Source organism: Thioalkalivibrio sp. AKL17 (assembly GCF_000377885.1).
In the GTDB taxonomy this organism is placed as follows: Bacteria; Pseudomonadota; Gammaproteobacteria; order Ectothiorhodospirales; family Ectothiorhodospiraceae; genus Thioalkalivibrio; species Thioalkalivibrio halophilus.
The window spans coordinates 91,127-114,826 of sequence record NZ_KB898764.1 but is presented as its reverse complement, the minus strand read 5'-3'; the positions used below and the strand labels follow the sequence as shown (position 1 = coordinate 114,826).

General features: G+C 66.9%; 27 protein-coding genes and 2 tRNA genes. 3 read left to right on the top strand and 26 right to left on the bottom strand.

All coding sequences use genetic code 11. From position 1 onward, the window contains the following. Window positions 1-11: 11 nt before the first annotated feature. The 14 genes from D577_RS0100585 to D577_RS0100520 form a co-directional block, all read right to left on the bottom strand. The gene (locus D577_RS0100585) at window positions 12-1,268 is read right to left on the bottom strand and encodes a helix-turn-helix domain-containing protein (protein ID WP_026288823.1); all 1,257 of its coding nucleotides are present in this window, start codon (window positions 1,266-1,268) and stop codon (window positions 12-14) included. Then, window positions 1,261-2,034 (bottom strand): type IV pilus biogenesis/stability protein PilW, encoded by a 774-nt coding sequence (pilW, locus tag D577_RS0100580; RefSeq protein WP_018945663.1) that lies wholly within the window; start codon window positions 2,032-2,034, stop codon window positions 1,261-1,263. Before pilW ends, D577_RS0100585 begins: the two co-directional genes overlap by 8 nt. Next, window positions 2,034-3,167 (bottom strand): bifunctional tRNA (adenosine(37)-C2)-methyltransferase TrmG/ribosomal RNA large subunit methyltransferase RlmN, encoded by a 1,134-nt coding sequence (locus D577_RS0100575; protein ID WP_018945662.1) that lies wholly within the window; start codon window positions 3,165-3,167, stop codon window positions 2,034-2,036. The genes pilW and D577_RS0100575 overlap by 1 nt, the downstream gene beginning before the upstream one ends. Before the next feature lie 353 nt (window positions 3,168-3,520). After that, entirely contained in the window at window positions 3,521-3,952 is a 432-nt protein-coding gene (gene ndk, locus D577_RS0100570; protein WP_018945661.1) for a nucleoside-diphosphate kinase, read from the bottom strand. 299 nt (window positions 3,953-4,251) lie between these two features. Then, on the bottom strand, window positions 4,252-4,455 hold the full coding sequence (gene iscX / locus D577_RS0100565; RefSeq protein ID WP_018945660.1) for a Fe-S cluster assembly protein IscX: 204 nt from the start codon (window positions 4,453-4,455) through the stop codon (window positions 4,252-4,254). A gap of 19 nt (window positions 4,456-4,474) precedes the next feature. Then, on the bottom strand, window positions 4,475-4,813 hold the full coding sequence (gene fdx, locus D577_RS0100560) for an ISC system 2Fe-2S type ferredoxin (RefSeq protein WP_018945659.1): 339 nt from the start codon (window positions 4,811-4,813) through the stop codon (window positions 4,475-4,477). 3 nt (window positions 4,814-4,816) lie between these two features. Further along, a complete protein-coding gene (hscA, locus tag D577_RS0100555) occupies window positions 4,817-6,706 on the bottom strand; it encodes a Fe-S protein assembly chaperone HscA (protein WP_018945658.1) in 1,890 nt (629 codons plus the stop codon). Window positions 6,707-6,761: 55 nt separating this feature from the next. Continuing rightward, window positions 6,762-7,283, bottom strand: a complete 522-nt coding sequence (gene hscB / locus D577_RS0100550; RefSeq protein ID WP_018945657.1) for a Fe-S protein assembly co-chaperone HscB — start codon at window positions 7,281-7,283, stop codon at window positions 6,762-6,764. Between the two features lie 121 nt (window positions 7,284-7,404). Further along, complete coding sequence (gene iscA / locus D577_RS0100545; protein WP_018870403.1) at window positions 7,405-7,728, bottom strand: iron-sulfur cluster assembly protein IscA; 324 nt, start codon at window positions 7,726-7,728, stop codon at window positions 7,405-7,407. A gap of 7 nt (window positions 7,729-7,735) precedes the next feature. After that, window positions 7,736-8,143: a Fe-S cluster assembly scaffold IscU gene (iscU, locus tag D577_RS0100540; protein ID WP_018945656.1), complete on the bottom strand. Its 408-nt coding sequence runs from the start codon at window positions 8,141-8,143 to the stop codon at window positions 7,736-7,738. Between the two features lie 48 nt (window positions 8,144-8,191). After that, the gene (locus tag D577_RS0100535) at window positions 8,192-9,415 is read right to left on the bottom strand and encodes an IscS subfamily cysteine desulfurase (RefSeq protein WP_018945655.1); all 1,224 of its coding nucleotides are present in this window, start codon (window positions 9,413-9,415) and stop codon (window positions 8,192-8,194) included. Next, window positions 9,415-9,933 (bottom strand): Rrf2 family transcriptional regulator, encoded by a 519-nt coding sequence (locus D577_RS0100530; protein WP_024329470.1) that lies wholly within the window; start codon window positions 9,931-9,933, stop codon window positions 9,415-9,417. Before D577_RS0100530 ends, D577_RS0100535 begins: the two co-directional genes overlap by 1 nt. 60 nt (window positions 9,934-9,993) lie before the next feature. Continuing rightward, a complete protein-coding gene (gene cysE / locus D577_RS0100525; RefSeq protein WP_018945653.1) occupies window positions 9,994-10,800 on the bottom strand; it encodes a serine O-acetyltransferase in 807 nt (268 codons plus the stop codon). A gap of 56 nt (window positions 10,801-10,856) precedes the next feature. Continuing rightward, entirely contained in the window at window positions 10,857-11,642 is a 786-nt protein-coding gene (locus D577_RS0100520; protein WP_018945652.1) for an RNA methyltransferase, read from the bottom strand. Between the two features lie 160 nt (window positions 11,643-11,802). On the opposite strand from D577_RS0100520, the gene D577_RS0100515 reads away from it, so the two are divergent. Further along, window positions 11,803-12,630 (top strand): inositol monophosphatase family protein, encoded by an 828-nt coding sequence (locus tag D577_RS0100515; protein WP_018945651.1) that lies wholly within the window; start codon window positions 11,803-11,805, stop codon window positions 12,628-12,630. A gap of 111 nt (window positions 12,631-12,741) precedes the next feature. On the opposite strand, the gene secF is transcribed toward D577_RS0100515, so the two are convergent. From secF to queA, 5 genes are read right to left on the bottom strand one after another with little or no spacing between them, the layout of a single operon-like run. Continuing rightward, on the bottom strand, window positions 12,742-13,692 hold the full coding sequence (secF, locus tag D577_RS0100510) for a protein translocase subunit SecF (RefSeq protein ID WP_018945650.1): 951 nt from the start codon (window positions 13,690-13,692) through the stop codon (window positions 12,742-12,744). Between the two features lie 16 nt (window positions 13,693-13,708). Next, window positions 13,709-15,574: a protein translocase subunit SecD gene (gene secD, locus D577_RS0100505; protein WP_018945649.1), complete on the bottom strand. Its 1,866-nt coding sequence runs from the start codon at window positions 15,572-15,574 to the stop codon at window positions 13,709-13,711. 13 nt (window positions 15,575-15,587) lie between these two features. Next, window positions 15,588-15,917 carry a preprotein translocase subunit YajC gene (gene yajC, locus D577_RS0100500; protein ID WP_018870412.1) on the bottom strand — a complete coding sequence of 110 codons (330 nt, stop codon included), beginning with the start codon at window positions 15,915-15,917 and terminating at the stop codon, window positions 15,588-15,590. Between the two features lie 48 nt (window positions 15,918-15,965). Then, window positions 15,966-17,081, bottom strand: a complete 1,116-nt coding sequence (gene tgt, locus D577_RS0100495) for a tRNA guanosine(34) transglycosylase Tgt (RefSeq protein ID WP_018945648.1) — start codon at window positions 17,079-17,081, stop codon at window positions 15,966-15,968. Further along, entirely contained in the window at window positions 17,071-18,156 is a 1,086-nt protein-coding gene (queA, locus tag D577_RS0100490) for a tRNA preQ1(34) S-adenosylmethionine ribosyltransferase-isomerase QueA (RefSeq protein ID WP_018945647.1), read from the bottom strand. The genes tgt and queA overlap by 11 nt, the downstream gene beginning before the upstream one ends. A gap of 90 nt (window positions 18,157-18,246) precedes the next feature. Between queA and D577_RS0100485 the strand changes: the two genes are divergently transcribed. Next, window positions 18,247-18,331 (top strand) — tRNA-Leu (locus tag D577_RS0100485). 1 nt (window position 18,332) lies between these two features. After that, window positions 18,333-18,408 (top strand) — tRNA-Thr (locus D577_RS0100480). 196 nt (window positions 18,409-18,604) lie between these two features. Here the strand turns inward: D577_RS0100480 and D577_RS0100475 are convergent. From D577_RS0100475 to D577_RS0100445, 7 genes are read right to left on the bottom strand one after another with little or no spacing between them, the layout of a single operon-like run. Next, a complete protein-coding gene (locus D577_RS0100475) occupies window positions 18,605-18,976 on the bottom strand; it encodes a hypothetical protein (RefSeq protein WP_018945646.1) in 372 nt (123 codons plus the stop codon). Continuing rightward, entirely contained in the window at window positions 18,973-19,500 is a 528-nt protein-coding gene (tadA, locus tag D577_RS0100470; protein ID WP_018945645.1) for a tRNA adenosine(34) deaminase TadA, read from the bottom strand. Before tadA ends, D577_RS0100475 begins: the two co-directional genes overlap by 4 nt. Continuing rightward, the gene (locus D577_RS0100465) at window positions 19,497-20,012 is read right to left on the bottom strand and encodes a glutathione peroxidase (protein ID WP_018945644.1); all 516 of its coding nucleotides are present in this window, start codon (window positions 20,010-20,012) and stop codon (window positions 19,497-19,499) included. The genes tadA and D577_RS0100465 overlap by 4 nt, the downstream gene beginning before the upstream one ends. Beyond that, a complete protein-coding gene (locus tag D577_RS0100460) occupies window positions 20,012-20,644 on the bottom strand; it encodes a membrane integrity-associated transporter subunit PqiC (protein ID WP_018945643.1) in 633 nt (210 codons plus the stop codon). Before D577_RS0100460 ends, D577_RS0100465 begins: the two co-directional genes overlap by 1 nt. Next, window positions 20,644-21,675, bottom strand: coding sequence for an MlaD family protein (locus tag D577_RS0100455; protein ID WP_018945642.1), 1,032 nt, complete (start codon window positions 21,673-21,675; stop codon window positions 20,644-20,646). Before D577_RS0100455 ends, D577_RS0100460 begins: the two co-directional genes overlap by 1 nt. After that, window positions 21,672-22,463, bottom strand: coding sequence for an ABC transporter ATP-binding protein (locus tag D577_RS0100450; protein ID WP_018945641.1), 792 nt, complete (start codon window positions 22,461-22,463; stop codon window positions 21,672-21,674). Before D577_RS0100450 ends, D577_RS0100455 begins: the two co-directional genes overlap by 4 nt. A gap of 3 nt (window positions 22,464-22,466) precedes the next feature. Next, the gene (locus tag D577_RS0100445; RefSeq protein WP_026288821.1) at window positions 22,467-23,618 is read right to left on the bottom strand and encodes an ABC transporter permease; all 1,152 of its coding nucleotides are present in this window, start codon (window positions 23,616-23,618) and stop codon (window positions 22,467-22,469) included. Between the last annotated feature and the right edge of the window lie 82 nt (window positions 23,619-23,700).

The following is a 23,700-nucleotide window of genomic DNA, read 5'->3' as shown; positions in this document are numbered from 1 at the left end:
TGCGCGCCTGATTATTCTTCCAGATCGAAGCGGGCCGTACGGTCGTCACGGACATGCTCGTCAAACGCCACCGGCTCGCCGTTCAGCGTGAGCTCGACGCCGGCGGCATTGCCCAGAACCGCACGTCCGGGGAGTTCCAGCTGCAGTTCCTCGCGCGTGCCCGGCGAGAGCACGCCGGTCAGGACCACCGCCCCGTCCGCGTCACGGATCTCCACCCAGGAGGTCTCGCGGATCTCGAGGATCAGTTCGGCCCGCCCGTGAGCGGACGGCGCCGATTCGGCCTCCCCGGTCGTTCCCTCGGTGATTTCCTCGGGGGCTTCGACGACTTCGGTTTCCTCGCCGGCCGCACCGGCCTCGTCCACCGGGGCCGGCGCGACCGATTCGTCGATCCCCGCATCCTCGGGCACGGTATCCATGCCCGTGTCTGCCGCGGTCTCCTCCGAACCTTCCTCCGCAGCCGGATCACGTTCCGGCCGGGCCAGGGGTTCTGGCGGACCGATGGCCGGCGTTTCGGCCTCAACGGTCCCTGTTTCCGTGTCGGGGACAGTGTCGCCCTCGGTGGCGGCCCCGGGCTCATCTTGTGGCCGATCTTCAGCGGGCTCTTGCCCTGCCGGCTCGTCCGGTGTGGTCTCCGTTTCCAGAGTCGGCAGGCCATCGCCCGTACCGAACTCCGGCAGCGCATCCAGGGAGACGTCTTCCGCCCAGAAAACCGTGGCGACGGCCAGCAGCACAACAACCAGCAGTGCACCCACCCAGTACGGCCACACCGCGCGGCGCCGGTTAGCCCGATGTTTGCGCGTGGCGACGGGTCGCGGAGCCGGCTCGGCCGGTGCCCGACGATCGTAGGCCTGCACCCAGGGCTCGGCATCGACCCCGAGTTCCCGGGCGCAGGACCGAAGATACCCGCGCACGTACGCCGGGGTGATGTGTTCGAAGCGATTGGCCTCGAGGTCTTCCAGCAGCGCGCGCCCCAGGTGGGTGCGGCGCGAAAGCTCGGCGATTTCCAGGCCGGCGCCCTCGCGAGCCACGCGCAGGCCGCGACCGGGCTGCGCGTCAGCGTCGTCCATGTCGTCCATGTCGTCAACGCTCACGCCGACGCCGTCCGAAACACCCTCCGGCTGATCACGCGTTGAAAGACCCGCCGTCAGCGGCGGTTCCTCGCCGGCGCCTGCGCCCGGCTTTCCACCCAGCGCAGGCCGGCCGGAGGCCGTATCATCCACGTCCTCCACCCGGCCAAGCTCCGGATCCCGGTCGCGACGATCAGCCACCGTCACGCTCCAGGCGCCGCAGCCGTTGGGCTTCGTCACTGTCGGGGTAATCCTCGCGCAGGCGGTCGGCACAGGCGCTCGCGTTGCGATCGCGTCCCAGCGCCGTCTCCGACTGATAGCAAAGCAGCAGCGTCTCGGCGTTCTCGATGCCGCGACCGCTCAGCCGCTGCAGGAAGGCGCGCGTCTGCATCGGCTGGCCCGCCTGATAACTGACCGACGCCAGCTCGAGGAGCGCGCGCGGATTCTCCGGGCTGCGTTCCAGTGCATCCCGAAGGCGCTGCTCGGCACGCTCGTATTCACCCGCATCGGCGTAACAGGACCCCGAATTCAGGAGCGCAACATCGCGCCGGTCGTAATCCACGTTGTTGATCGCCTTGTCGAACAGCTCCTGGGCCCGCTCGAACTCGCCCTGGCGGCAGAGCATTGCGCCGGTGCTCACCTGGATGTGGGGATCGTCCGGGTCCTGCGCCAGCGCCACCTCGTAGTGCTCGACCGCCTCGTCGACCGCCCCCCGGCGTTCATACACCGTCGCCATCCCCAGATTGGCCATCGGATGCCGATGGTCGAACTCCAGCGCCCGCTTCAGGCTGCGTTCGGCCTGTTCCATTTCGCCTTCACGCAGGTAGCCGATGCCGAGCTCCGCATTGATATCCGCCGCTTCTTCGCCATCGCGACCCGTTTGCCGGTCCATCCCGGCACAACCCTGCAGCAATGCCACCACAACCAGCATTGCGGCCGCCTTCCCCTGCCAGCCACCGCGCATCATCACGATGCCCTCCGTTCGGTTCCCGGGATCTCCGCATGCAGACGGATCATCCGCATCCCGCGATTGGTACGGTCCTCCACCTGACCGACGAGCTGACCGCAGGCGGCGTCGATGTCATCGCCGCGCGTGCGCCGCACGGTGGTCACATAGCCGGCCTTCTGCAGCAGACGTTCAAAACGTTCGATGTCCGCCTCGGAGGGCCGGTCGAACGGCGCGCCCGGGAACGGATTGAACGGGATAAGATTGAGCTTGCACGGCAGCTCGCGCAGCAGCGCCGCGAGCTCGCGCGCATGCTCCGGCCGGTCATTGACCCCGGCCAGCAGCACGTATTCCACGGTAACCCCGCTGTGCGACCCCGTTGCTTCCACATACCGTCGGCAGGCGTCGATCAGCGGGGCAATCGGGTATTTCCGGTTGATCGGCACCAGCCGGTCCCGCAGCTCGTCATTGGGGGCATGCAGGCTCAGAGCCAGGGCGACATCGGTGTGCCCGGCCAGGCGGTCCAGCGCCGGCACCAGGCCCGAGGTGGACACCGTCACCCGCCGGCGGCTGAGGCCATAGGCATTGTCGTCGGTCATCAGCTGCAACGCCGGGACCACCGCATCGAAATTGGCCAGCGGTTCGCCCATGCCCATCATGACCACGTTGGTCACGGCGCGCGGACGCCCTTCGGGCGCCGGGAGGCGCTGCATGGCCAGCCACACCTGACCGATGATCTCGGCGCTGGTCAGATTGCGGTTGAACCCCTGCTGCGCGGTGGAGCAGAAGGTGCAGTCGAGGGCACAGCCCACCTGAGAGGACACGCACAGCGTGCCGCGACCGCTGTCGGGGATGTAGACGGTCTCGATGGCGTTGCCATCGGGGAGACGCAGCACCCATTTGACGGTGCCGTCGTCGGAGGTCTTTTCCAGCGCGACCTCGGGCGGCCGAATCTCCGCCTCACGCGCCAGTCGCTCGCGCAGCTTGCGCGAGACGTTGGTCATTGCGTCGAAGTCCGTGACCCCGTGCTGATGCATCCACTTCGCGACCTGGGTGGCGCGAAAGCTCGGCTCCCCCCATTCCCCGAACAGCTCCGAGAGCTGATCGCGGCTGTAACCCAGCAGGTTGACGGGGACGTGGTTGGGCAAGGACATTCTTACGACCGATTGGAGCGGATGCCACAGTGTACTTCGCCCGGGCACCGCATGCCTACAGGGCGACCCCCATCGGCAGGAGGCCAACCCTCCGGCCGATTGTGCGTCCGGCGCACCTCCTGTGCCAGGTCGTGCCACGCCGGGTCGGCCAGGGGGCTGGCCTCCTACGGGTCGAACCCTGCCCCGGCAGGAGGCCGACCCTCCGGCCGATTGTGCGTCCGGGGCACCTCCTGTGCCAGGTCGGGCCACGCCGGGTCGGCCAGCAGGCTGGCCTCCTGCGGGTCGAACCCTGCCCCGGCAGGAGGCCGGCCCTCCGGCCGATTTCACGCTCCTGCGGTTTGACCGCAATCGCCTCAGCGGGTGCGCGGGCAGACACCGTCATCGCCGAAGAAGAACGCGATCTCGCGTTCGGCGGTGTCCGCGGCGTCGGAACCATGCACCGCGTTCTCGTCGATGGAGACCGCGTAGTCGGCACGGATGGTACCGGGGGCCGCTTCAGCGGGGTTGGTCGCCCCCATGATGTCGCGGTTCTTGGCGATGGCGTCCTCGCCTTCCAGAACCTGCACCATGACCGGACCCGAGATCATGAACTCGACCAGATCGTTGAAGAACGGGCGTTCCTTGTGAACTTCATAGAAACGCTCGGCCTGGGCGCGATCGAGGTGCATCATGCGCGCGCCCACGATCTTCAGGCCGGCCTTCTCGAAGCGGCTGTAGATCTCGCCGATCACGTTCTTGGAGACGGCGTCGGGCTTGATGATGGAAAGGGTACGTTCTTCGGCCATGGGGCGGCTCTCCTGTAGGGGCAATGATTCGAGTCGGGTCGCCACCCGCTCCCGCAAACGCGAAACCCGCCATATGGCGGGTTCCCGATGCGAACGCGGTCACGGGGCAACATGCGGCGCGCAGTGTAGCGGCCCGGCCGGCGCGCGGCAACGGCCGCCCCCGCAGGAGGCCAGCCTCTGGCCGATCCGGCACCTGCCGATCCCCCACAATCGGCCGGAGGGCCGGCCTCCCACCGGGGACAGGGTTCAACCTGTGGGAGGCCAGCCCCCTGGCCGATCCGGCGATTCGGCGCCGCCGCTCAGTCGTCGACGTCCGCCTCGTCCATCCAGGCGAGCTGGATCGCCTCCAGGATGCGCTCGCCGGACCGTTCCGGATCGTCATCGAACTCCGGCAGTTCCACCACCCAGTTCCTCAGGTCAACGAAGTTGACGTTGCGCGGATCCACGTCCGGATGCTCATCCGCAAGCTGCATCGCGATTTCGCTGGTATCAGTCCATTTCATGACCGCACTCTCCCGCTGATCAGTGGTGCTCGGACACCTGGTTGATGGTGTACTTGGGCAGCTCGACCACCAGATCTGCATCGCTCACGATCGCCTGACAGGACAGGCGCGAATCGGGCTCGAGCCCCCAGGCCTTGTCGAGCATGTCCTCTTCATCCTCGCTGGGCTCCTCGAGGCTGTCCATCCCTTCGCGCACATACACGTGGCAGGTCGTGCAGGCGCAGGACTTCTCGCAGGCGTGTTCGATCTCGATCCCGTTCTTCAGGGCGAGATCGCAGATGCTGATGCCCGGCTCGGCCTCGATGGAGGCGCCCTCCGGACAGATTTCCTGGTGCGGCAGAAAGATCACCTGTGGCATGGGTCAGTTCCCTGAGTCGTCGTATTCGGAGACGTTGTGCCCCGCCAGTGCGCGGCGAATGCTGTCGTTCATGCGGCGCGCGACGAAGGCCTCGGATGCCTGCTCGACGCGCTTGCGCGCGGCTTCGATGGCGTCCGGATCCTCGCCCCGGCCGCGTTCTTCGGCCAGGGCGTCGCGGGCACTCTCGATGTTCGCGCGTTCCTCGGCGTCCAGATAGCGGTCGCCGTCGGTTTCCAGGGCGGCGTTCAGCGCCTCCAGCACGCGATCGGCCTCCACCTGCTCCTCGCGCAGGCGGCGGGCCTCCATGTCGTCACGTGCCGCCGAGGCGGAATCACGCAACATCTGTTCGATCTCGGCATCGGTCAGGCCGTAGCTGGGCTTGACCTCCACGTGGGCCTCCACGCCCTGCGTCTGCTCCCGCGCGGTCACGCTCAGCAGGCCGTCGGCGTCCACCTGAAAACTCACGCGGATGCGCGCGGCCCCGGCGACCATCGGCGGGATCCCGGACAGGGTGAAGCGTGCCAGCGAACGGTTGGCGTCCACCACGTCGCGCTCGCCCTGCACCACGTGCACCGACATGGCGGTCTGGCCGTCCTTGAAGGTGGTGAATTCCTGCGCCCGACTGACCGGGATGGTGGTGTTGCGCGGGACAATGAACTCGACCAGCCCGCCCATGGTTTCCAGTCCCAGCGACAGCGGGATCACGTCCAGCAGCACCAGCTCGGTGTCCGGCTTGTTGCCGGCGAGTATGTCAGCCTGTTGCGCCGCGCCGATCGCGACCACGCGATCCGGGTCGATACCGGCGCGCGGTTCGCGGCCATAGAACTCCTGCACGGCCTCGCGCACGGCGGGCATGCGGGTCGACCCCCCCACCAGAATCACCTCGTCGATGGCGTCGCGCTCCAGATCGGCGTCCGCCAGAACCTGACGGCAGGACTCAAGGGTGCGGTCCAGCAGCGGGCGCGCCAGTTCCAGCAGGCCGGCGCGATCCAGCTGCCCCTGCCATTCACTGCCATCGGCGCGCGTCACCCGCACCTTGGTGGTGTCGGCCTCGGTCAGGGCCTCCTTGGCGCGGCGCGCCTCGAGGGTCACGCGGCGCAGGCGCTGCGGATCATTTTCCCCCTGCATCCCGGCCTGCTGCAGCAGCCACTCGGCCACGCTGCGGTCCACGTCGTCGCCCCCCAGCGCGGAGTCGCCGCCGGTGGCCAGCACCTCGAACACGCCGCGACGCAGCTGCAGGATGGAGATGTCGAAGGTTCCGCCGCCGAGGTCGTACACCGCGATGGTGCTTTCCTCACCCTGGTCCAGCCCGTAGGCGACCGCCGCGGCGGTCGGCTCGGAGATCAGGCGCAGGACATTCAGGCCCGCAAGCTGGGCGGCGTCACGAGTCGCCTGGCGCTGGGCGTCGTCAAAATACGCCGGCACGGTGATCACCACGCCTTCCAGCTCATCACCCAGGCTCTCCTCGGCGCGCGCCCGCAGGCTGCCGAGGATATCCGCGGAGACCTCGACGGCGCTCTTGTCCCCGGCGGCGGTCTCGATGCGCGGCACGCTCGAACCGTCTCCGGTCTTCAGCCGGAACGGCAGCTCGCCCGAGAGCGTCGCCACGTCGGATGCCGCGCGGCCGATCAGGCGCTTGACCGATGCGATGGTGTTGTGCGGATCATCGCCGGCATGCTCCGCCGCCTCGTATCCGACCTGCGCACCGTCCGCCGAATAGTGCACCACCGAGGGCAGGATATGGCGACCCTGTTCGTCCGGCAGGGTATCGGCCTCGCCGCTGCGGACCGTCGCCACCAGCGAGTGAGTGGTGCCCAGGTCGATACCCGCGGCCAGGTGACGCTGGTGCGGGGCGGAATCAACGCCGGGTTCGGTGATCTGCAATAACGCCATCGCGTTCGGCTCCTGATGAAGCTCTCGGTCGGGGGGAATCTTCCGCCGGCGTCGGTTACGACGCCAGCGACTGTCGGGTTCGCTGGAGCTCCTCCAGCAAACGGTCGAAGAATCGCAGCTCGAGCACCCGATCACGGGCATCGTCCGCCGGTTTCTCCGAATCGGCCAGGGCCGTGGCCACTTTCTCGCGTGCCTCGGCCCGCGCCCCATTCAGCTCGTCGGCCAGGGTATCCAGTGCGGCGGCATCGCCGGCACGTTCCGCATCTTCCAGGCGTTCCCGCCATTCGATCTGGGCCTCGATGAACCCCATGTCCCGGCTGGTGTCGCGTTCGGGATCGAATTCGAACCCGGCCCGCTCGAGGATGTGCAGGGCGCGCCGATAGTCGTTCGCCAGGATATCGTGGGCCTCGTTCACGTCCGCCGCCATCGCCGCGGCCATGCGCCGCGCCTGATCGCCCTGACGCACGAAGCGGTCGGGATGAAGCTCCGCCTGCAAGCGCCGGAAACGTTCCTCCAGGGCATCGCGATCCACCTCGAAGGCGACCGGAAGATCGAACTGTTCAAACGGATCGTTCATCGGCCGACTGTCATCCCTTGTCCGTAGCGAAAACCGGGCCCGCAGGCCCGGCAAAGAAAAGGGGTGAGCGGGACGCCCGTATCCGGACGATCCCGCCGCACCCCGCGCTGGCCCGGTACCTTCAGACGTTGAAGCTTTCACCGCAGCCGCAGCGGGCCTTCTCGTTCGGGTTGTTGAAACGAAAACCCTCGTTCAGGCCTTCCTTGCCGAAGTCGAGCTCGGTGCCGTCGAGGTACACCAGGGACTTGGGACTCACCACCAGCTTCACCCCGTCGACCTCGAACACCGTGTCCGTTTCCTCGACCTCGTCGGCGAACTCCACCACGTAGGCCATGCCGGAGCAGCCCGTGGTCCTCACCCCGAGCCGCACGCCGACACCCTTGCCCCGCTGTTCGAGGAAGTGCCGGATGCGGTCGGCCGCGCTGTCGGTCAGTGTGATTGCCATATCGTCTTCAGGCCGTCTTCTGTTCCGGTTCCTCGGCGCCGTGCTTCTCCTGATAGTCGGAGATCGCTGCCTTGATCGCATCTTCGGCCAGCACCGAGCAGTGGATCTTCACCGGCGGCAGCGCCAGTTCTTCCGCGATCTGCGTGTTCTTGATCTGGCTCGCTTCTTCCAGGCTCTTGCCGCGCACCCATTCGGTGAGCAGCGAGCTGGACGCGATCGCCGAACCGCAGCCGTAGGTCTTGAACTTGGCGTCCTCGATCACGCCATCGTCGTTTACCTTGATCTGCAGCTTCATCACGTCACCGCAGGCCGGCGCACCGACCATGCCGGTGCCTACCGATTCATCGCCCTTCTCGAAGCTGCCGACATTGCGCGGATTTTCATAATGATCCATCACCTTGTCACTGTAAGCCATGATGACTCTCCTGTTCGCGTACCCGTGGGTGGATGTTCCGGAACGGCCTCAGTGGGCCGCCCATTCGATGCTCTTGAGATCGATCCCGTCCTGGTACATCTCCCAGAGCGGCGACAGTTCGCGCAGCTTGCCAACTGCCTTGTGCACGATGTCGATGGTGTGGTCGATCTCTTCGACCGTGGTGTAGCGGCCAATGGAGAAGCGGATCGAGCTGTGCGCCAGCTCGTCGTCGCGACCCAGGGCGCGCAGTACGTAAGAGGGCTCCAGGCTGGCCGAAGTGCAGGCCGAACCGGAGGAAACCGCGATGTCGCGCAGCGACATGATCAGGCTCTCGCCCTCCACGAAGTTGAACGACACGTTCAGGTTGTGGGCCACCCGGCGCTCCTTGTCACCGTTGAGGTAGACCTCTTCCATGTCATTGAGGCCCTCCCACAGGCGGTCACGCAGCATGCGGATACGTTCCAGCTCGCTGCCCATCTCTTCGCCGGCGATACGGAAGGCCTCGCCCATGCCGACGATCTGGTGCGGCGCGAGCGTACCGGAACGCATGCCGCGTTCATGCCCGCCGCCGTGGATTTGCGCCTCGATCCGCACGCGCGGCTTGCGGCGGACGAACAGCGCGCCGATGCCCTTCGGACCGTAGGTCTTGTGCGCGGAGAAGCTCATCAGGTCCACCGGCAGCTTCGACAGGTCGACCGCCACCTTGCCCGTCGACTGCGCCGCGTCCACGTGGAACACGATGCCGCGTTCGCGACAGAGATTGCCGATCGCCTCGATGTCCTGAATGACGCCGATCTCGTTGTTTACGTGCATGACCGACACCACGATGGTGTCGTCACGCATGGCGTCGCGCAGTTCCTGCAGGTCGACCAGACCGTTCTCGTCGACCCCCAGATAGGTCACCTCGAAGCCTTCACGCTCCAGCTGGCGCGCCGGGTCCAGCACCGCCTTGTGTTCGGTCTTCACCGTGATGACGTGCTTGCCCTTGCGCTGATAGAAATGAGCGGCACCCTTGAGGGCCAGGTTGTCAGCCTCGGTGGCCCCGCTGGTCCAGATGATCTCCTTGGGATCCGCACCCACCAGAGCGGCGACCTGTTCCCGCGCGTTCTCGACCGCCTTCTCGGCATCCCAGCCGAAGCTGTGACTCCGGGAGGCCGGGTTACCGAAAAAACCGTCCCGCGTCAGGAACTTCTTCATTTCTTCGGCGACGCGCTCGTCCACCGGGGTGGTCGAGGAATAGTCGAGATAGATCGGCAGTTTCAGGTCACTCATCACGCATTGCTCCTGTCCGCGGCCGCTACCGTGGCGCCCGCATGATCGTTTTCTTTTCCGTTCGAGCCGTGCACCGTCACCGGATGCTCTCCCTGTTCGCGCGCCTGCACGCTTGCCTCGTGGCGCTCCAGCACTTCCGCCAGCGAACGATTGCTGAGGAAATCATAAAGCTGATCGCTCAGGTCCGCCCACAGATCGTGAGTCAGGCAGCGCGATTCCTTGTTGCAGTTGGCCTTGCCGCCACAGCGGGTCACATCGACCGGTTCATCCACCGCCACGATGATCTCGGCCACACTGATCTCGGCCGCGTCGCGACTCAGCGCGTAACCGCCGCCAGGGCCGCGGCTGGAGACCACCAGCCCCTTCTTGCGCAGCCGCGAGAACAACTGCTCCAGATAGGACAGCGAAAGCTTCTGCCGCCCCGCCACCTCGGCCAGCGAGACCGGGCCCTCGCGGGTATGAGTCGCCACGTCGAGCATGGCGGTTACGGCGTAACGTCCTTTGGTCGTCAGTTTCATGACTCGATGCGCCTTCTTGTTCAGGTTGCTCGAGAGCTTAGCAATTCCTGAGCAAAACGGTCAACTATTACCCTGCTGTTTGCGTGGCGGGATTTCACAATCGTCCGGTTCCAGCCCCTCGAGGTCACAGGGCTCCAGCGGATGGCCGGTATCCTCGCCCATCGCCTCGCCCGGGTCGATCCCCGCGCGCTTTAGCGCCTGACAGGCCTTCTCCATACGGTCATCCAGCTCGTGGACGCGATCCACGATGCGGTGCAGGGCGTTCGCCACCGGGTCGGGCATGTCCCGGGTGACACCGTAGGCGTCGAAACCCATGCGACTGGCGGCCTGCTGAAAGCGTGGGTCCGGCTCCGGGCGCGGCCCCAGCACCCGCGCCGGAATCCCCACCGCCGTCGCGTCCGCGGGCACATCCTTGAGCACCACGGCATTGGAGCCCACCCGCGCATGGTCCCCTATATGGATCGGCCCCAGCAGCTTGGCCCCGGCCCCGATCACGACCTCGTTCCCCAAAGTCGGATGGCGCTTGCCGCCCTCCCAGCTGGTCCCCCCGAGGGTCACCTGGTGGTAGATCGTGCAGTCATCGCCGATCTCGGCCGTCTCGCCGATCACCACGCCCATGCCGTGGTCGATGAAGAACCGGCGTCCGATGGTGGCTCCTGGATGAATCTCGATCCCCGTCAGAAGCCGCGCAATATTGCCCAGGATGCGCCCCAGCCAGCGCATGCGATGATTCCACAGCCAGTGCGACGCGCGATGAAACCACAGCGCATGCAGACCCGGATACGCCGTCAGCACCTCGAAGGCATTGCGGGCAGCGGGATCGCGCGCAAATACGCAGCGGATATCCTCGCGCAGGGTCTTGAACATGATTCCGGTCTCAATCCTGAGTTATTCGGTAGGGTATCACAGCCGGGAATCCGCGCTCACCGGCCCCGCAGGGTGTGCGTCAATATGCCGCGCAGCAGCCGCACCTCCGAGGCCGTCGGTTCCGCGCGCAGGTACAGATGGCGCAACCGGCGCATGGTGTGGCGCGGATTCTCCGGATCGAGCACGTCGATGGCCTCCAGGGTCTTCTCGTAATGTTCGAACAGACCTTCCAGCTCCGCGTGGGTGGCCGCAGGATCCCGCTCCGCCGCCGAGGCCTGGCGCACCACGGCACCCGACTCCCCGACATCGGCCAGTGCCGCCCGGCGCACCGCCCAGGTCATGATCTGGACGCTGCCGGCGAGATTGAGGGAGGAAAAATCGGGGTCGGTCGGGATGCGGACGAATGCGTGGCAATGGTCGAGCTCTTCGTTGGTCAGGCCGCTGTGCTCGCGGCCGAAGACCAATGCCACCGGCCCCTCGGCCGCCCCGCCGAGCACCCGCGACGCGGCACCGTCGGGCTCCAGCACCGGCACCGAATGGGTGCGCGTGCGGGCGCTGGTCCCCACCACCTGATGACAGTCGGCGACCGCCTCGGTCAGCGTGTCGACCACCGTGGCCCCTGCCAGCACGTCGTCGGCACCGGACGCCAGCGCGGTGGCGTCGGCATGCGGGAAGCGCTCCGGCGCCACCAGCGCCAGGTCGCGCATGCCCATCGCCTTCATGGCGCGGGCCGCGGATCCGATATTGCCCGGGTGGGTCGTTCCCACCAGCACGACCCGGACCCGGGCGGCGGCCCCCGGGCCCGGATCGATCGGTCGATGCTCGTCAGTCTTTGATTCCATGGCACCCCTGCCCCTTCCCATGCGGGCGCGATTGTACACCGCCCCGCGCCGGCTGGCCCGCACACTTCCAAAGCCTCGATGCGTTGTGTATCGTTCGCGACCTTCGGGGGCGTCCGTGCGCCGGCCCCGATTCCTTCCCAAGCGATGTCGGAGATCCCTCATGCACCCCATGCTGAACACGGCGGTATCGGCGGCCCGCGCGGCCGGACGCATCACCACCCGCGCCTGGGGCCGGCCGGACCGGATGAACACGCGCGAGAAGGCCCGCAACGACTGGGTCAGCGATGTCGACGTGAATGCCGAAGAGGCCATCGTCCAGACCCTGAAAAAGGCCTATCCGGATCACGCGATCCTCGCGGAGGAGGGAGGCAACCAGCCCGGGGCCACCGGCGCCGAGCACGAATGGATCATCGATCCGCTGGACGGCACCACCAACTACCTGCGCGAGATCCCTCAGTACGCGGTGTCCATCGCCCTGCGGCAGAAGGGGCGCCTGGAACACGCGGTGGTCTACGACCCGATCAAGGAAGAACTCTTCACCGCCACGCGCGGCGGCGGCGCCTTCCTCAACAACCGGCGTATCCGCGTGGGGCAGCGCAAGGATCTGTCAGGTGCGCTGCTGGGCACGGGCATCCCGTTTCGCGAGGGGCAGGACCTGGAACGTTATCTGCGCACCCTGCGCCACATGATCCCGGGCACGGCCGGCATTCGGCGGCCGGGTTCCGCGGCGCTGGATCTGGCGTGGGTCGCCTGCGGCCGTTTTGACGGCTTCTGGGAGATGGGCCTGCAGCCCTGGGACATGGCAGCGGGACTGCTGCTGGTGCAGGAAGCCGGTGGCCTGACCAGTGACTGGCAGGGTGGCAACGAGATCTTTCGCAAGGGCGATGTCGTGGCCGGGAACCCCAAGGTCCTGAAAACGATGCTGCAGCGTCTGCACGCTGCGGAGGTGGAGGGACGCAAGACCGGAAGCCCGCACGGCGAAGGCTGAATCGCCCGGGGCGGTCATCGGCCCCGCTCTGCTCCCGCAGCCACGCCCTCATATCCCTGTGGGGGCGGGCTTCCTTGTCCGTCCCTGCCCTCCCCCCGAATCAGGGCGTTCTCAGGGCGTCGCATCCTCCTCGTCCGCCCCTTCCTTCTTCACCGGCAGCAGCACCTGGCGGTCGACCCCCAGCATCAGCGCCGCCGTGGCCGCGATGAAGATCGAGGAGTACGTCCCGACGATGACACCGATGATCAGCGCCACCGAGAAGTTCTGCAGAGCCGCCCCGCCAAGGAAGAACAGCGCGAACAGCACCAGCAGGGTCGTCATACTGGTCACGATCGTCCGCGCCAGTGTCTTGTTGACCGCATTGTTCATCACGAACTCGGTGCCCTGCTTGCGCAGTATCCGGAAGTTCTCGCGTATGCGGTCGTACACCACGATGGTGTCGTTGAGCGAATAACCGATCACCGCCAGGACCGCCGCCAGCACCCCGAGGTCGAACTCGAGCTGCAGTGCCGAGAAGATCCCCAGCGTGATCACCACGTCATGTACCAGCGCCAGCACGGACCCCGCGGCGAAGCGCCACTCGAACCGCACGGCGACATAGATCAGGATCCCGACCAGGGCGTAGATCATCGCCAGACCGCCCTGCTCGCGCAGCTCCTCGCCCACCGACGGTCCGACGAACTCCACCCGGCGCAGTTCCGCGCCCTCCGGACCGCCGGCCTCCAGCAACTGCATGACCTGATTGGACAGCGCCGCCTCGTCCGGCTCGTCATCGCGCGGAGGCAGGCGGATCAGCACATCCCGCGCGGTACCGAAGGTCTGGACCTGCGCCCCCTGGAATCCGCCCTCGTTGATGGTTTCCCGAATCGGATCGAGCTCCACCGCTTCCGGGTAGCCGACCTCCACAAGGGTGCCCCCCGTGAAGTCGATGCCGAAATTGATCCCGCGTGTGGCGAGCATCAGCACCGACAGCAGGATCAGCACCACCGAGATCACCAGGGTGACCCGGCGCTTGCCCAGGAAGTCGAAGTTGGACTCGGCGAAGTTGAGATGCGGCAGCATTCCCCGGCTCCCGGACTTAAATGGACAGACGGGCCAGCCGCGGCTGGCGTCCGTAGGTCAGATTGACGATGGCCCGAGTCACCACGATGGCGGTGAACATCGAGGCGACGATCCCGATCGACAGCGTGATGGCGAAGCCCTTGATCGGGCCGGTCCCGAAGATGAACAGCACCACGGCCGCGATCAGGGTCGTCACGTTGGCATCCGCGATGGTGGTCACGGCGCGGTCGTAGCCCGATGCGATCGCCGCCTGCGGCGACATGCCGTTGCGCAGCTCCTCGCGGATGCGCTCGAAGATCAGCACGTTGGCGTCCACCGCCATGCCGACCGTAAGCACGATCCCGGCGATCCCCGGCAACGTCAGCGTGGCCTGCAGCATCGACAGCACCGACACGATGAACACCAGATTGAGCGCCAGCGCGACGTTGGCGATCACGCCGAACACCCGGTAGTACAGGATCATGAACAGCATGACCAGCACGAAGCCGATGATGACCGACTGGATCCCGCGGTCGATGTTCTCCTGACCCAGGCTCGGGCCGACCGTGCGTTCCTCCACGATCGACATGGGTGCAGCCAGCGCCCCGGCCCGCAGCAGCAGTGCCAGATTCCGCGCTTCGGTGGTGGAATCCAGCCCGGTGATCTGGAAACGCCCGCCCAGCGGCTCGTTGATGCGCGCGACGTTGATCACTTCCTCGCTCTGCGAGCTGCGCATCACCACTTCGCCGTCTTCTTCCTCGGTCTCGATCGTGGTCTCGATGAACACCGTGGCCATCAGCCGGCCGACGTTGTCCGAGGTCACGCGCGAGAAGATGCGGGCGCCCTGGCCATCGAGATTGATGAAGACCGCCGGCCCGCCCGTGTCGTCAGCGATGCCGGACGAGGCGTCCGTAATGAACTCCCCGGTGAGCATGACCTGCCGCTGCAGCAGCACCGGGGTGCCGTCACGCTCTTCGTACAGCCGGGTCCCGGAAGGCACCTCGCCGGTTTCGCGGGCCTCCATGGGGTCCCCGCTTTCGGACACCAGGCGGAATTCCAGAGTCGCGGTCGCACCCAGCACTTCCTTGGCGCGCGCGGTGTCCTGCACGCCCGGCAGCTGCACCACGATGCGATGCTCGCCCTGCTGGGCGATCAGCGGCTCGGCCACGCCCAGCTCATCCACGCGGGTGCGCAGCGTGGAGATGTTCTGTTGCAGCGCCTGGCGGCGCAGTTCAGTCAGGTGCTCCTCCTCGAGAGTGCCGACCAGCAACCAGTCGTCGTCCTCCCGGCGCGGGGCCCACTCGAGCTCGCCGCGGTATTCACTGCTCAGCCAGCTCTCGGCCTCGTCGCGCTCGCCGTCACTGGCAAAGCGAATGCGCAACTCGTCACCGCCATCCTCGAGCGCGGAGAAACTCAGGCGTTCCTCGCGCAGACGGGGACGCAGCTCGTTGGTGTAGCGTTCGATGGCCGTACCGATCACCGCATTGAGGTCGACTTCCATCAGGAAGTGCACCCCGCCCCGCAGATCGAGCCCGAGCGACATCGGCTGGCCATTGATGGCACGCAGCCAGTCGGGCGTGGCCGGCGCCATGTTGAGCGCAACCGTATGGTTGTCGTCCAGCGAGTTCCGCAGGATTTCCGCGGCCCGGGCCTGCTGGTCCGCGGTTTCGAACCGCAGCAGCAGCTGGCCGTCGCGGCGCTCGGCCCGCATCGGGGTCAGGCCCTGGGCACCGAGCACGGTACCGATCACGCCCTCCATGTTCTCCTCGACTTCCCCCGCCATGGGGTTGTCGATCTGCACGGACGGATCTTCGGGGAACAGGTTGGGGGCGGCATAAAGCAGCCCGATCGTCACGACCACGACGATCAGGGCATACACCCACACCGGATAGGAGTTGCGCATCGGCTACGGGCCTTCAGAGGTCTTTCAGGGAACCCTTGGGCATGACGGACTGCACGGACTGCTTCTGCACGACGACGTTCACGCCATCGGCCACATCGACGTGAATGAAGTTTTCGCCGACTTCCGTGATCTTTCCGGCCATGCCGCCATTGGTCACGATCTCGTCACCCTTCGACAGGGACTCGACCATGGAGCGATGTTCCTTGGCCCGCTTGCTCTGCGGACGAATGATCAGGAAGTACATGATCGCAAAGAAGATCACGATCATGATCAGGAATTCGATCAGGCCACCACCGGCGGCCTGGCCTTCCTGCGCGTGGGCGGCGGAAATCAGGAAATCCATGCAGCTTCTCCGTTCAGCAAATCGGTTCGGTCAAACAGGCGGCGCGAATTATGGCACAGCAGGCACGTCCATGCCGCGCCGGTGATAGAAATCCGCCACGAAGGCATCCAGAGCCCCTTCGGCAATCGCCTCGCGCATCCCGCGCATCAGGTCCTGGTAGTAATGCAGGTTGTGCGTGGTCGCCAGGCGCGAGCCGAGAATCTCGTTGCACTTGTCGAGGTGCTTGAGATAGGCCCGCGAGTAGTTGCGGCACGCGTAACACCCGCACTCGGGGTCGATCGGGCGGGTATCGTCGCGGAACCGGGCATTACGGATCCGCAGAACCCCCTCGCGGGTATACAGAAAACCGTTGCGGGCGTTACGGGTCGGCATCACGCAGTCGAACATGTCCACGCCGCGGCGCACCGCCTCCACGATGTCCTCGGGCCGCCCCACGCCCATCAGATAGCGCGGCTGTTCCACCGGCAGCTGCGGCAGGGTCACGTCCAGGGTGGTCAGGCGTTCGTCTTCCGGCTCGCCCACCGACAGCCCGCCGATGGCGTATCCGTCAAAGCCGATCGAGCGCAGGCCGGCCGCCGACTCCCGTCGCAGCTCGGGGATCATGCCCCCCTGCACGATCCCGAACAGCGCCGCCGGGTTGTCGCCGTGGGCCTGACGCGAACGATCGGCCCAGCGCAGCGAGAGCTCCATTGAGCGGCGCGCTTCGTCATGCGTGGCCGGATACGGAGTGCATTCGTCGAAGATCATGACGATGTCCGAGCCCAGCTCGCGCTGGACCTGCATCGACGACTCGGGCGTCATCAGCACCTTCGAGCCGTCCACCGGCGACTGGAAGCGCACGCCTTCCTCGCTGATCTTGCGCATCTCGGCCAGCGAGAAGACCTGGAACCCGCCGGAATCGGTCAGGATCGGCCCCTCCCAGTGCATGAAGTCATGCAGATCGCCGTGCGCCCGGATGATCTCCGTCCCGGGGCGCAGCATCAGATGGAAGGTATTGCCCAGGATGATCTGCGCCCCCAGCCCCGTGAGTTCCTCGGGGGTCATCGCCTTGACCGTGCCGTAGGTTCCCACCGGCATGAACGCCGGAGTCTCCACCTCCCCCCGCGGGAAGGTCAGCCGGCCGCGGCGGGCCGCACCGTCGCTGCCCAGATGTTCAAACTGCATCGGAAGCCTCCGCGCTCGGCGGCTGATCGTCCGGATCGCCGGGTGCCAGCCACATCGCATCCCCGTAACTGAAGAACCGGTAGCGCTGCGACACAGCATGTGCGTAGGCCGCGAACAGCCGCCGATACCCGGCAAACGCCGATACCAGCATCAGCAGCGTGCTCTGCGGCAGATGAAAATTGGTGATCATGCGGTCCACCACGCGGAACGGATATCCCGGCTGGATGAACAGCCGCGTATCGCCCGTGAACGGCTCCAGCTCGCCACCCGCCGCGGCCGACTCCAGCGCACGCACGCAGGTCGTGCCCACGGCCACCACCCGGCCGCCGCGCTCGCGGCAGCGTGCCACCGCCGCGCACAGCTCCGGCGAGACCTCCAGCCACTCCGCGTGCATCTCGTGGTCCGTCGTGTCCTCCACCTTGACCGGCTGAAAAGTACCCGCGCCCACGTGCAGCGTCACCGTTGCCGTCTCCACGCCACTGTCGCGCAGTCCGCGCAGCAGGGTGTCGTCGAAATGCAGCCCCGCCGTCGGCGCCGCCACCGCCCCTTCTCGCCGCGCGAACACCGTCTGATAGCGCGTGGTGTCCTCCTGCTCCGGCGCACGTTCGATGTACGGCGGCAGCGGCACCTGACCATGGGCATGCAGCAGGGCCGGCAGATCCTGCTCGCCCGCCTTTCCTTCGCCACACAGCGACAGGCGGAAGAACGGCCCCTCGCGCCCGGTCACTTCCACCTCGAAGGCCCCGTCCGCCAGCCACAACCGCACTCCGACGCCCGGAGCCCGGGTCGCACGCACCATCGCCAGCGCCTCGCGCCCGCCTTCCAGCACGCGCTCGAACAGGACCTCCACCCGGCCGCCGCTCGCCTTCTGCCCAAACACCCGCGCCGGGATCACCCGCGTGTCATTGAGGACCAGCAGATCGCCCGGACGCAGCCAGCGCCCGATGTCCGCGAACACGGCATCCTCCGGCTCCCCGCCCTCCAGGACCAGCAACCGGGACCCGGTGCGCTCCGGCAACGGATCCTGCGCGATCAGCTCGGACGGGAGCTCGTAATCAAAATCGGCAACTCGCATGGCGCGCGATCCTACCATGCCCCGGCTCGCGGGATACCGCTCGGCCGTATTGCCACACCCCCTGCGTGCGCTACACTACGGGCGCTGCACGCCGGGATGGTGGAATTGGTATACACGGCGCACTCAAAATGCGCTGGCTTCGGCCTTGTGGGTTCGAGTCCCACTCCCGGCACCAGGCCGGTGTAGCTCAGCTGGTAGAGCGTCTGATTTGTAATCAGAGGGTCGCAGGTTCGACTCCTGTCACCGGCTCCATAAAATCAAGGGTTTGCGGCACATCACCCGCCGCAACACTCCCCGCCTTCCCCTCCGTGGTGCACATCGTGGCGCACAGAAACGGTAGCCAGTTTTTTTCGCCCTGCCTTTGGCGCTACGCTCCCAGCATCATCTTCCCCCAGATCCTGAATTCAACCAATAAGTGCAACGCTACGTCATGCGGCGCGTGCCGATGTCAATCTTCCGCATCCTCCAGGCGGGCCTGTTCGATCAGGACCGGGTAGACGTAGCCGGCACCGAAATCCCTTTCGAGCACGTAGACCCCTTCCACCCGCACACGGTCACCCGGATCGGCGGTCTGCTGGCTGGTGAGGGTAATGAAGTCGCCGGGCTCGCCCGTGCCGTCCACCAGCCGCAGGAAATTGCGGCCCATGATGTCCTCGTTGACCTGCGCGATGATGCCTTCCAGACGCACCGTCTCGCCCTCAAGCTCTTCCGGTGCCTGATTCAGGGCTTCCACGCTGTGTATCTCGTTCGCGGCAACGGCCGTGACCAGCAGGCCCGCAGCCAGCGGCAGGGCCAGCAGCATGTGGCGGATTCGGATCATGAAGTTCTCCTTTGCGGATCGGGTTCGGGCTGCGCGCCATTTTCGTCCCCGACGGCGGGCGTGTTGCGCCGACGGGCGCGGAAGAAGTCGCGCAGCTGGGTCGCGGCACGTTCGGCCAGCACGCCGCCGGTGACCGCCACGCGGTGGTTGTGGGCCGGATGGTGGATCAGGTCGATGGCACTGCCGGTGGCCCCGGTGCGTGGATCGGCCGCGGCGTACACCAGCCGCGCCACGCGGGCGTGGATGATGGCGCCGGCGCACATGGAACAGGGCTCCAGGGTCACGTAGAGGGTGGTGCCGGGGAGGCGGTAGTTGCCCACACGCTCCCCGGCCGCGCGCAGGGCGCGGATCTCGGCGTGCGCGGTGGCGTCACGGCTGGCGATGGGTGCGTTGTGGGTCGCCGCGAGGGCGTTGCCTTCGGCATCCACCAGCACCGCGCCTACGGGCACCTCGCCGGCTGCGGCTGCGGCCTCGGCCTGTGCGAGCGCCTGTTCCATCCAGCGCACGTCATCCTGCTCGCTCATGCGGCGCTGGCGGGCGCGGGCTCGTCCAGCGCCCGTTCGATGGCGCTGGCCAGATCCTGCGGGCGCCGCGTGGGGGCGAAGCGCCGGATGACGCGGCCGTCCCGCCCCACCAGAAACTTGGTAAAGTTCCATTTGATCCGCTGCGTGCCCAGGGCACCTGGGCCGCCCGTCTTGAGGTGGCGGAACAGCGGGTCGGCGCCCTCCCCGTTCACCTCGATGCGGGCGAACACCGGGAAGCTCACGCCAAAGCGCAGACCGCAGACCCGGATGGAGTCGGCATCGCCCGGCTCCTGTCGACCGAACTGGTTGCAGGGGAACCCCAGCACCCGGAAGCCGCGTTCGCCATAGCGATCCTGCAGCGCCTGCAGCCCTTCGTACTGCGGGGTGAAGCCGCATTGCGAGGCGACGTTGACGATCAGCAGCACCTCGCCGCGGTACTCGTCGAGCCGCTGCCGCCGGCCGTCGGCGCGGGTCACTTCGAAGTCATACACCGTGGCTTGCGGGTCGGCCATTATCCGTCCGCCTCCTGTCGCGCGAAGGATTGGAGTTCCGCCTCGAGGTCCGTAAGGCTGGCCGCCATGCCGCGGGACAGGGCGGCCACCAGGGCCCGGGGCGAGCGTTGTTGCAGGGCTTCGGTGGCCTCGAAATGCGCCAGCTCGGTCCGGTCAGCACCACCCAGCCGGGTCCGCAGCCCCACTCGGGCGGCATCGCGGCCGCTGTTCGTATCCAGGTCACCGTACAGGGCCGTGACCAGCACGTGCAGTTCCACCACCGGTTGCCCGGCCGCCCGCGCGGCGCGGGCGTCGTCCACCAGAACCACGGCGCCGTCGCCACGGGTCCAGCGTTCGCGCAGCAGCTGTTCCACCTGTTCCGCCGGACGCAGGAACCATTCGTTGTAGTAGTCCGCTTCGTACTCGTGCGGCCCCAGGCGGTACACCAGCCCCTTCTCGGCATAGGCGGGGGCCACGCGCACCGAGCCCAGCTCCACCGCCACGGGCGCCCCGGCATCGGTTGCGGGCGGCCCGGTGTCCTCCGGCAGTTCCAGCAGGAACCACGCCCGCTCCACCGGTTCGCGTTCGGCCAGCAGGCCGCAGCCCCCCAGCAGGAATGCGGCCAGCACCGCCAGCAGTAGCGCGCGTGTCATCAGCGTTCCTCTCCCCGGTTGTCCCGGTCCATGATACTGCGCGGCGGCGGTGCCCCGAACAGGGTACCCGCCGGATTGCGCCGCACGTCCTCCGAAAGGCTGCGCAGGCTGCGCGTGGTGCTCTGCAGCTCTTCCAGGGTCTCCGCCAGTTTCGCCTCGTTCACTTCCACGCCACGATCCAGGCGTTCCACCATACCCTCGATCCGGGCCACCAGCTCGCCGATCTCGGCCTGTTCCGCGGTGCGTCTCAGCTGACGCATGGTCTCGCGGGTCTCGCCCGGGAGGGCCTGCGTATCGGGATGGTCGAGGAGATTCTCGACGGATTCCATGATGCGCTCGGCGCTGGTGGCCGTGGTCTCCAGTTCGCCGATCAGGTCGTCCGCCCGTCCGGCGATGCCCCCCACGTCGATACTCGAGACGGTGTCGTCGAGATTGACCAGCAGGCTGTTGAGATTCCCCACCACGCCCTCGATATCGATATCGTCGATGCGTTCCAGCAGCTTCTCGGCATACTCAATGAACTGCATCGTGATGCTGGGCGCCGACGGCAGATAGGCGTACTCGGGATCCCAGGGGTGGTCCAGCGGCGGGTGTTCCGCGGGATCGGCGAAGTCCGCCTCCAGGTAGTTCATGCCGGTGATGCCCTGGGCCGCCATGCGCACCCGCAGCCCGGCCTCGACCAGCTGCTCCAGGACATCGTCCTCGAACAGGGCTTCCTGCGGCGTGGTCGCAAAACGGTCCGGCCACAGGCGCGCGCGCACCAGCACGTAGCGCTTGCGCTCGGCCGGAGGCACATCCTGTTCGTACTCCACCGAAGTAAAGCCGAGTCGGGTCACCTCGCCGATCTGGACACCGCGGAACTTCACCGGGGCGCCGACCTCCAGCCCCTGCACCGAGGAATCCATGTAGGTCTCGATCATCATCGACGGTCGGAAGAAATTCCCCGCCGTCGCAATCAACAGGATGATCACCAGCGATGCGAGCCCGCCGAGGATGAACAGGCCCAGCCGGAAATGCTGTCGGGCACTCATGCGGAGGCCTCCTCGCCGTTGGCTGCTTCGTCGTGGTCACCGCCCAGAAAGCGCCGCACCCAGGGGTGTGCCGACTCCTCGCGCAGGCGTCGCGGATCCCCGTCGGCGACGATGCCCCGGGTTTCCTTGTCGAGCATAATCACGCGGTCGGCGATGGCAAAAATGCTCGCGAGCTCGTGGCTCACGATCACGATGGTCATGCCCAGGCTGCGCGCGAGCCGCCGGATCAACCGGTCCAGCTCGCGCGAGGTAATCGGATCCAGCCCGGCCGAGGGTTCATCCAGGAACAGCACCGAGGGGTCCAGCGCCATGGCCCGCGCGATGGCGGCACGTTTCTGCATGCCACCGGAGATCTCCGAGGGCATGAAATCCACGAACGCGCCCAGCCCCACCAGCTGCAGCTTCGCCCGGGCCACTGCGTCCATCGCCGGACGCGGCAGAGCGGTGTGAACCTCCAGCGGCAGGCGCACATTCTCCTGCAGGGTCATGGACCCGAACAGCGCGCCCATCTGATACATCACCCCCATGCCTCGCAGGATGGCCTCGAAATGCTCACCGTCGGCGTGGGCAATATCCGCGTCCCCGATCCAGATCCTCCCGGCCTGCGGGGTATACAGCCCGATCATGTGCTTGAGCAGGGTGCTCTTGCCGCTCCCGGACCCCCCCAGGATCACGAAGATCTCGCCACGGCGGACCTCGAAGTTCAGATCGCGCATCAATACGAAATCGTCGAAGCCCATGGTCAGGCCTTCTACCCGGATCACCGGATCCGTATCGGACTGCGCCATGCCTCATACCCCCAGGTGATAGAACAGGACCGCGAACAGGCCGTCGAACACCACGATCAGGATGATCGCCGTGACCACCGCACTGGTGGTGGAGCTGCCCACGGCCGCCGCGCCGTTGCCGGTCTGCAGGCCGCGCAGGCAGCCAACGCTGGCCACCAGCAGGCCGAATACCCCGGCCTTGAACAATCCGGAGAACAGGTCCGAAAGCGCCACCGCGCCGGTCACCTGGTTGAGAAACGCAACCCACGGGATGCCGAAGCCCTGCAGCACCAGGGCCGCACCCAGCAGGCCGATCAGATTGGCGTACAGCGCCAGCAGCGGCGCGACCAGGATTCCCGCCAGCACCTTGGGCACCACCAGGAAGCGCACCGGATCCAGGGCCATGGTCTGCAGGGCATTCACCTCCTCGTTCACCTTCATGGTCCCGATCTCGGCGGCAAACGCAGCCCCCGAGCGCCCCGCCAGCAGGATCGCCATCATCAGCGGGCCCAGCTCGCGGAACAGCGACACCGCGACCAGATCGGCGACGAAGATCTCCGCGCCGAACTGACGCATCGCGATCGCCGACTGGAACGCCAGGATCACGCCCATCAGGAAGGCAATCAACGAGACAATCGGCAGGGCCTGGAACCCGGCAACCTCGGCCACGCGGAAAGTGTCGCCCCAGCGCACCTGCCGCGGATAGCGCAGCGCCGCCCCCAGGGCACGGCCCAGTTCGCCGATGAACGCCATCTGCTCCCAGCCTGCGCGTCCCACCTGTCCGACCGCGTCCATCCAGCGGCTGCGCCAGTCACTGCGGCCCTCACCGCGCGCGGGCGTCACCGCATCCAGCTCACGATACGGAGCCAGCTGCTCCTCGACCATGCGCGTGGCGCCGACCAGCTCCAGCGTCACCCCCCCGGCCGCGGCATCCCGTTCCAGCGCGTGCAGCAGGGCGGCCCCGGCTCCGTCACAATAGCTCAGACCGGTGACATCCACGGGCAGAGTCCCGCCCCCCGCCTCGCGCGCCAGCAGGCGCACGCGATCGCGCAGCGGGCCCCAGGACCGTTCCACCGCAGCGGTGTCCAGGCTGCCCGACAGGCGCAGACCGGGGGACGGTCCGTCTGTGGCATCATGTTGGAAGGCTGGCCGCTGGGCCCCTGACGCTGTGTCCATGCCGTTTTCCCGACTCGTGCGCGACCATGGTAGCCGCGCCGGAGCGCGGGGGACACTCTGCAGATACAGGGGAACCATCCGG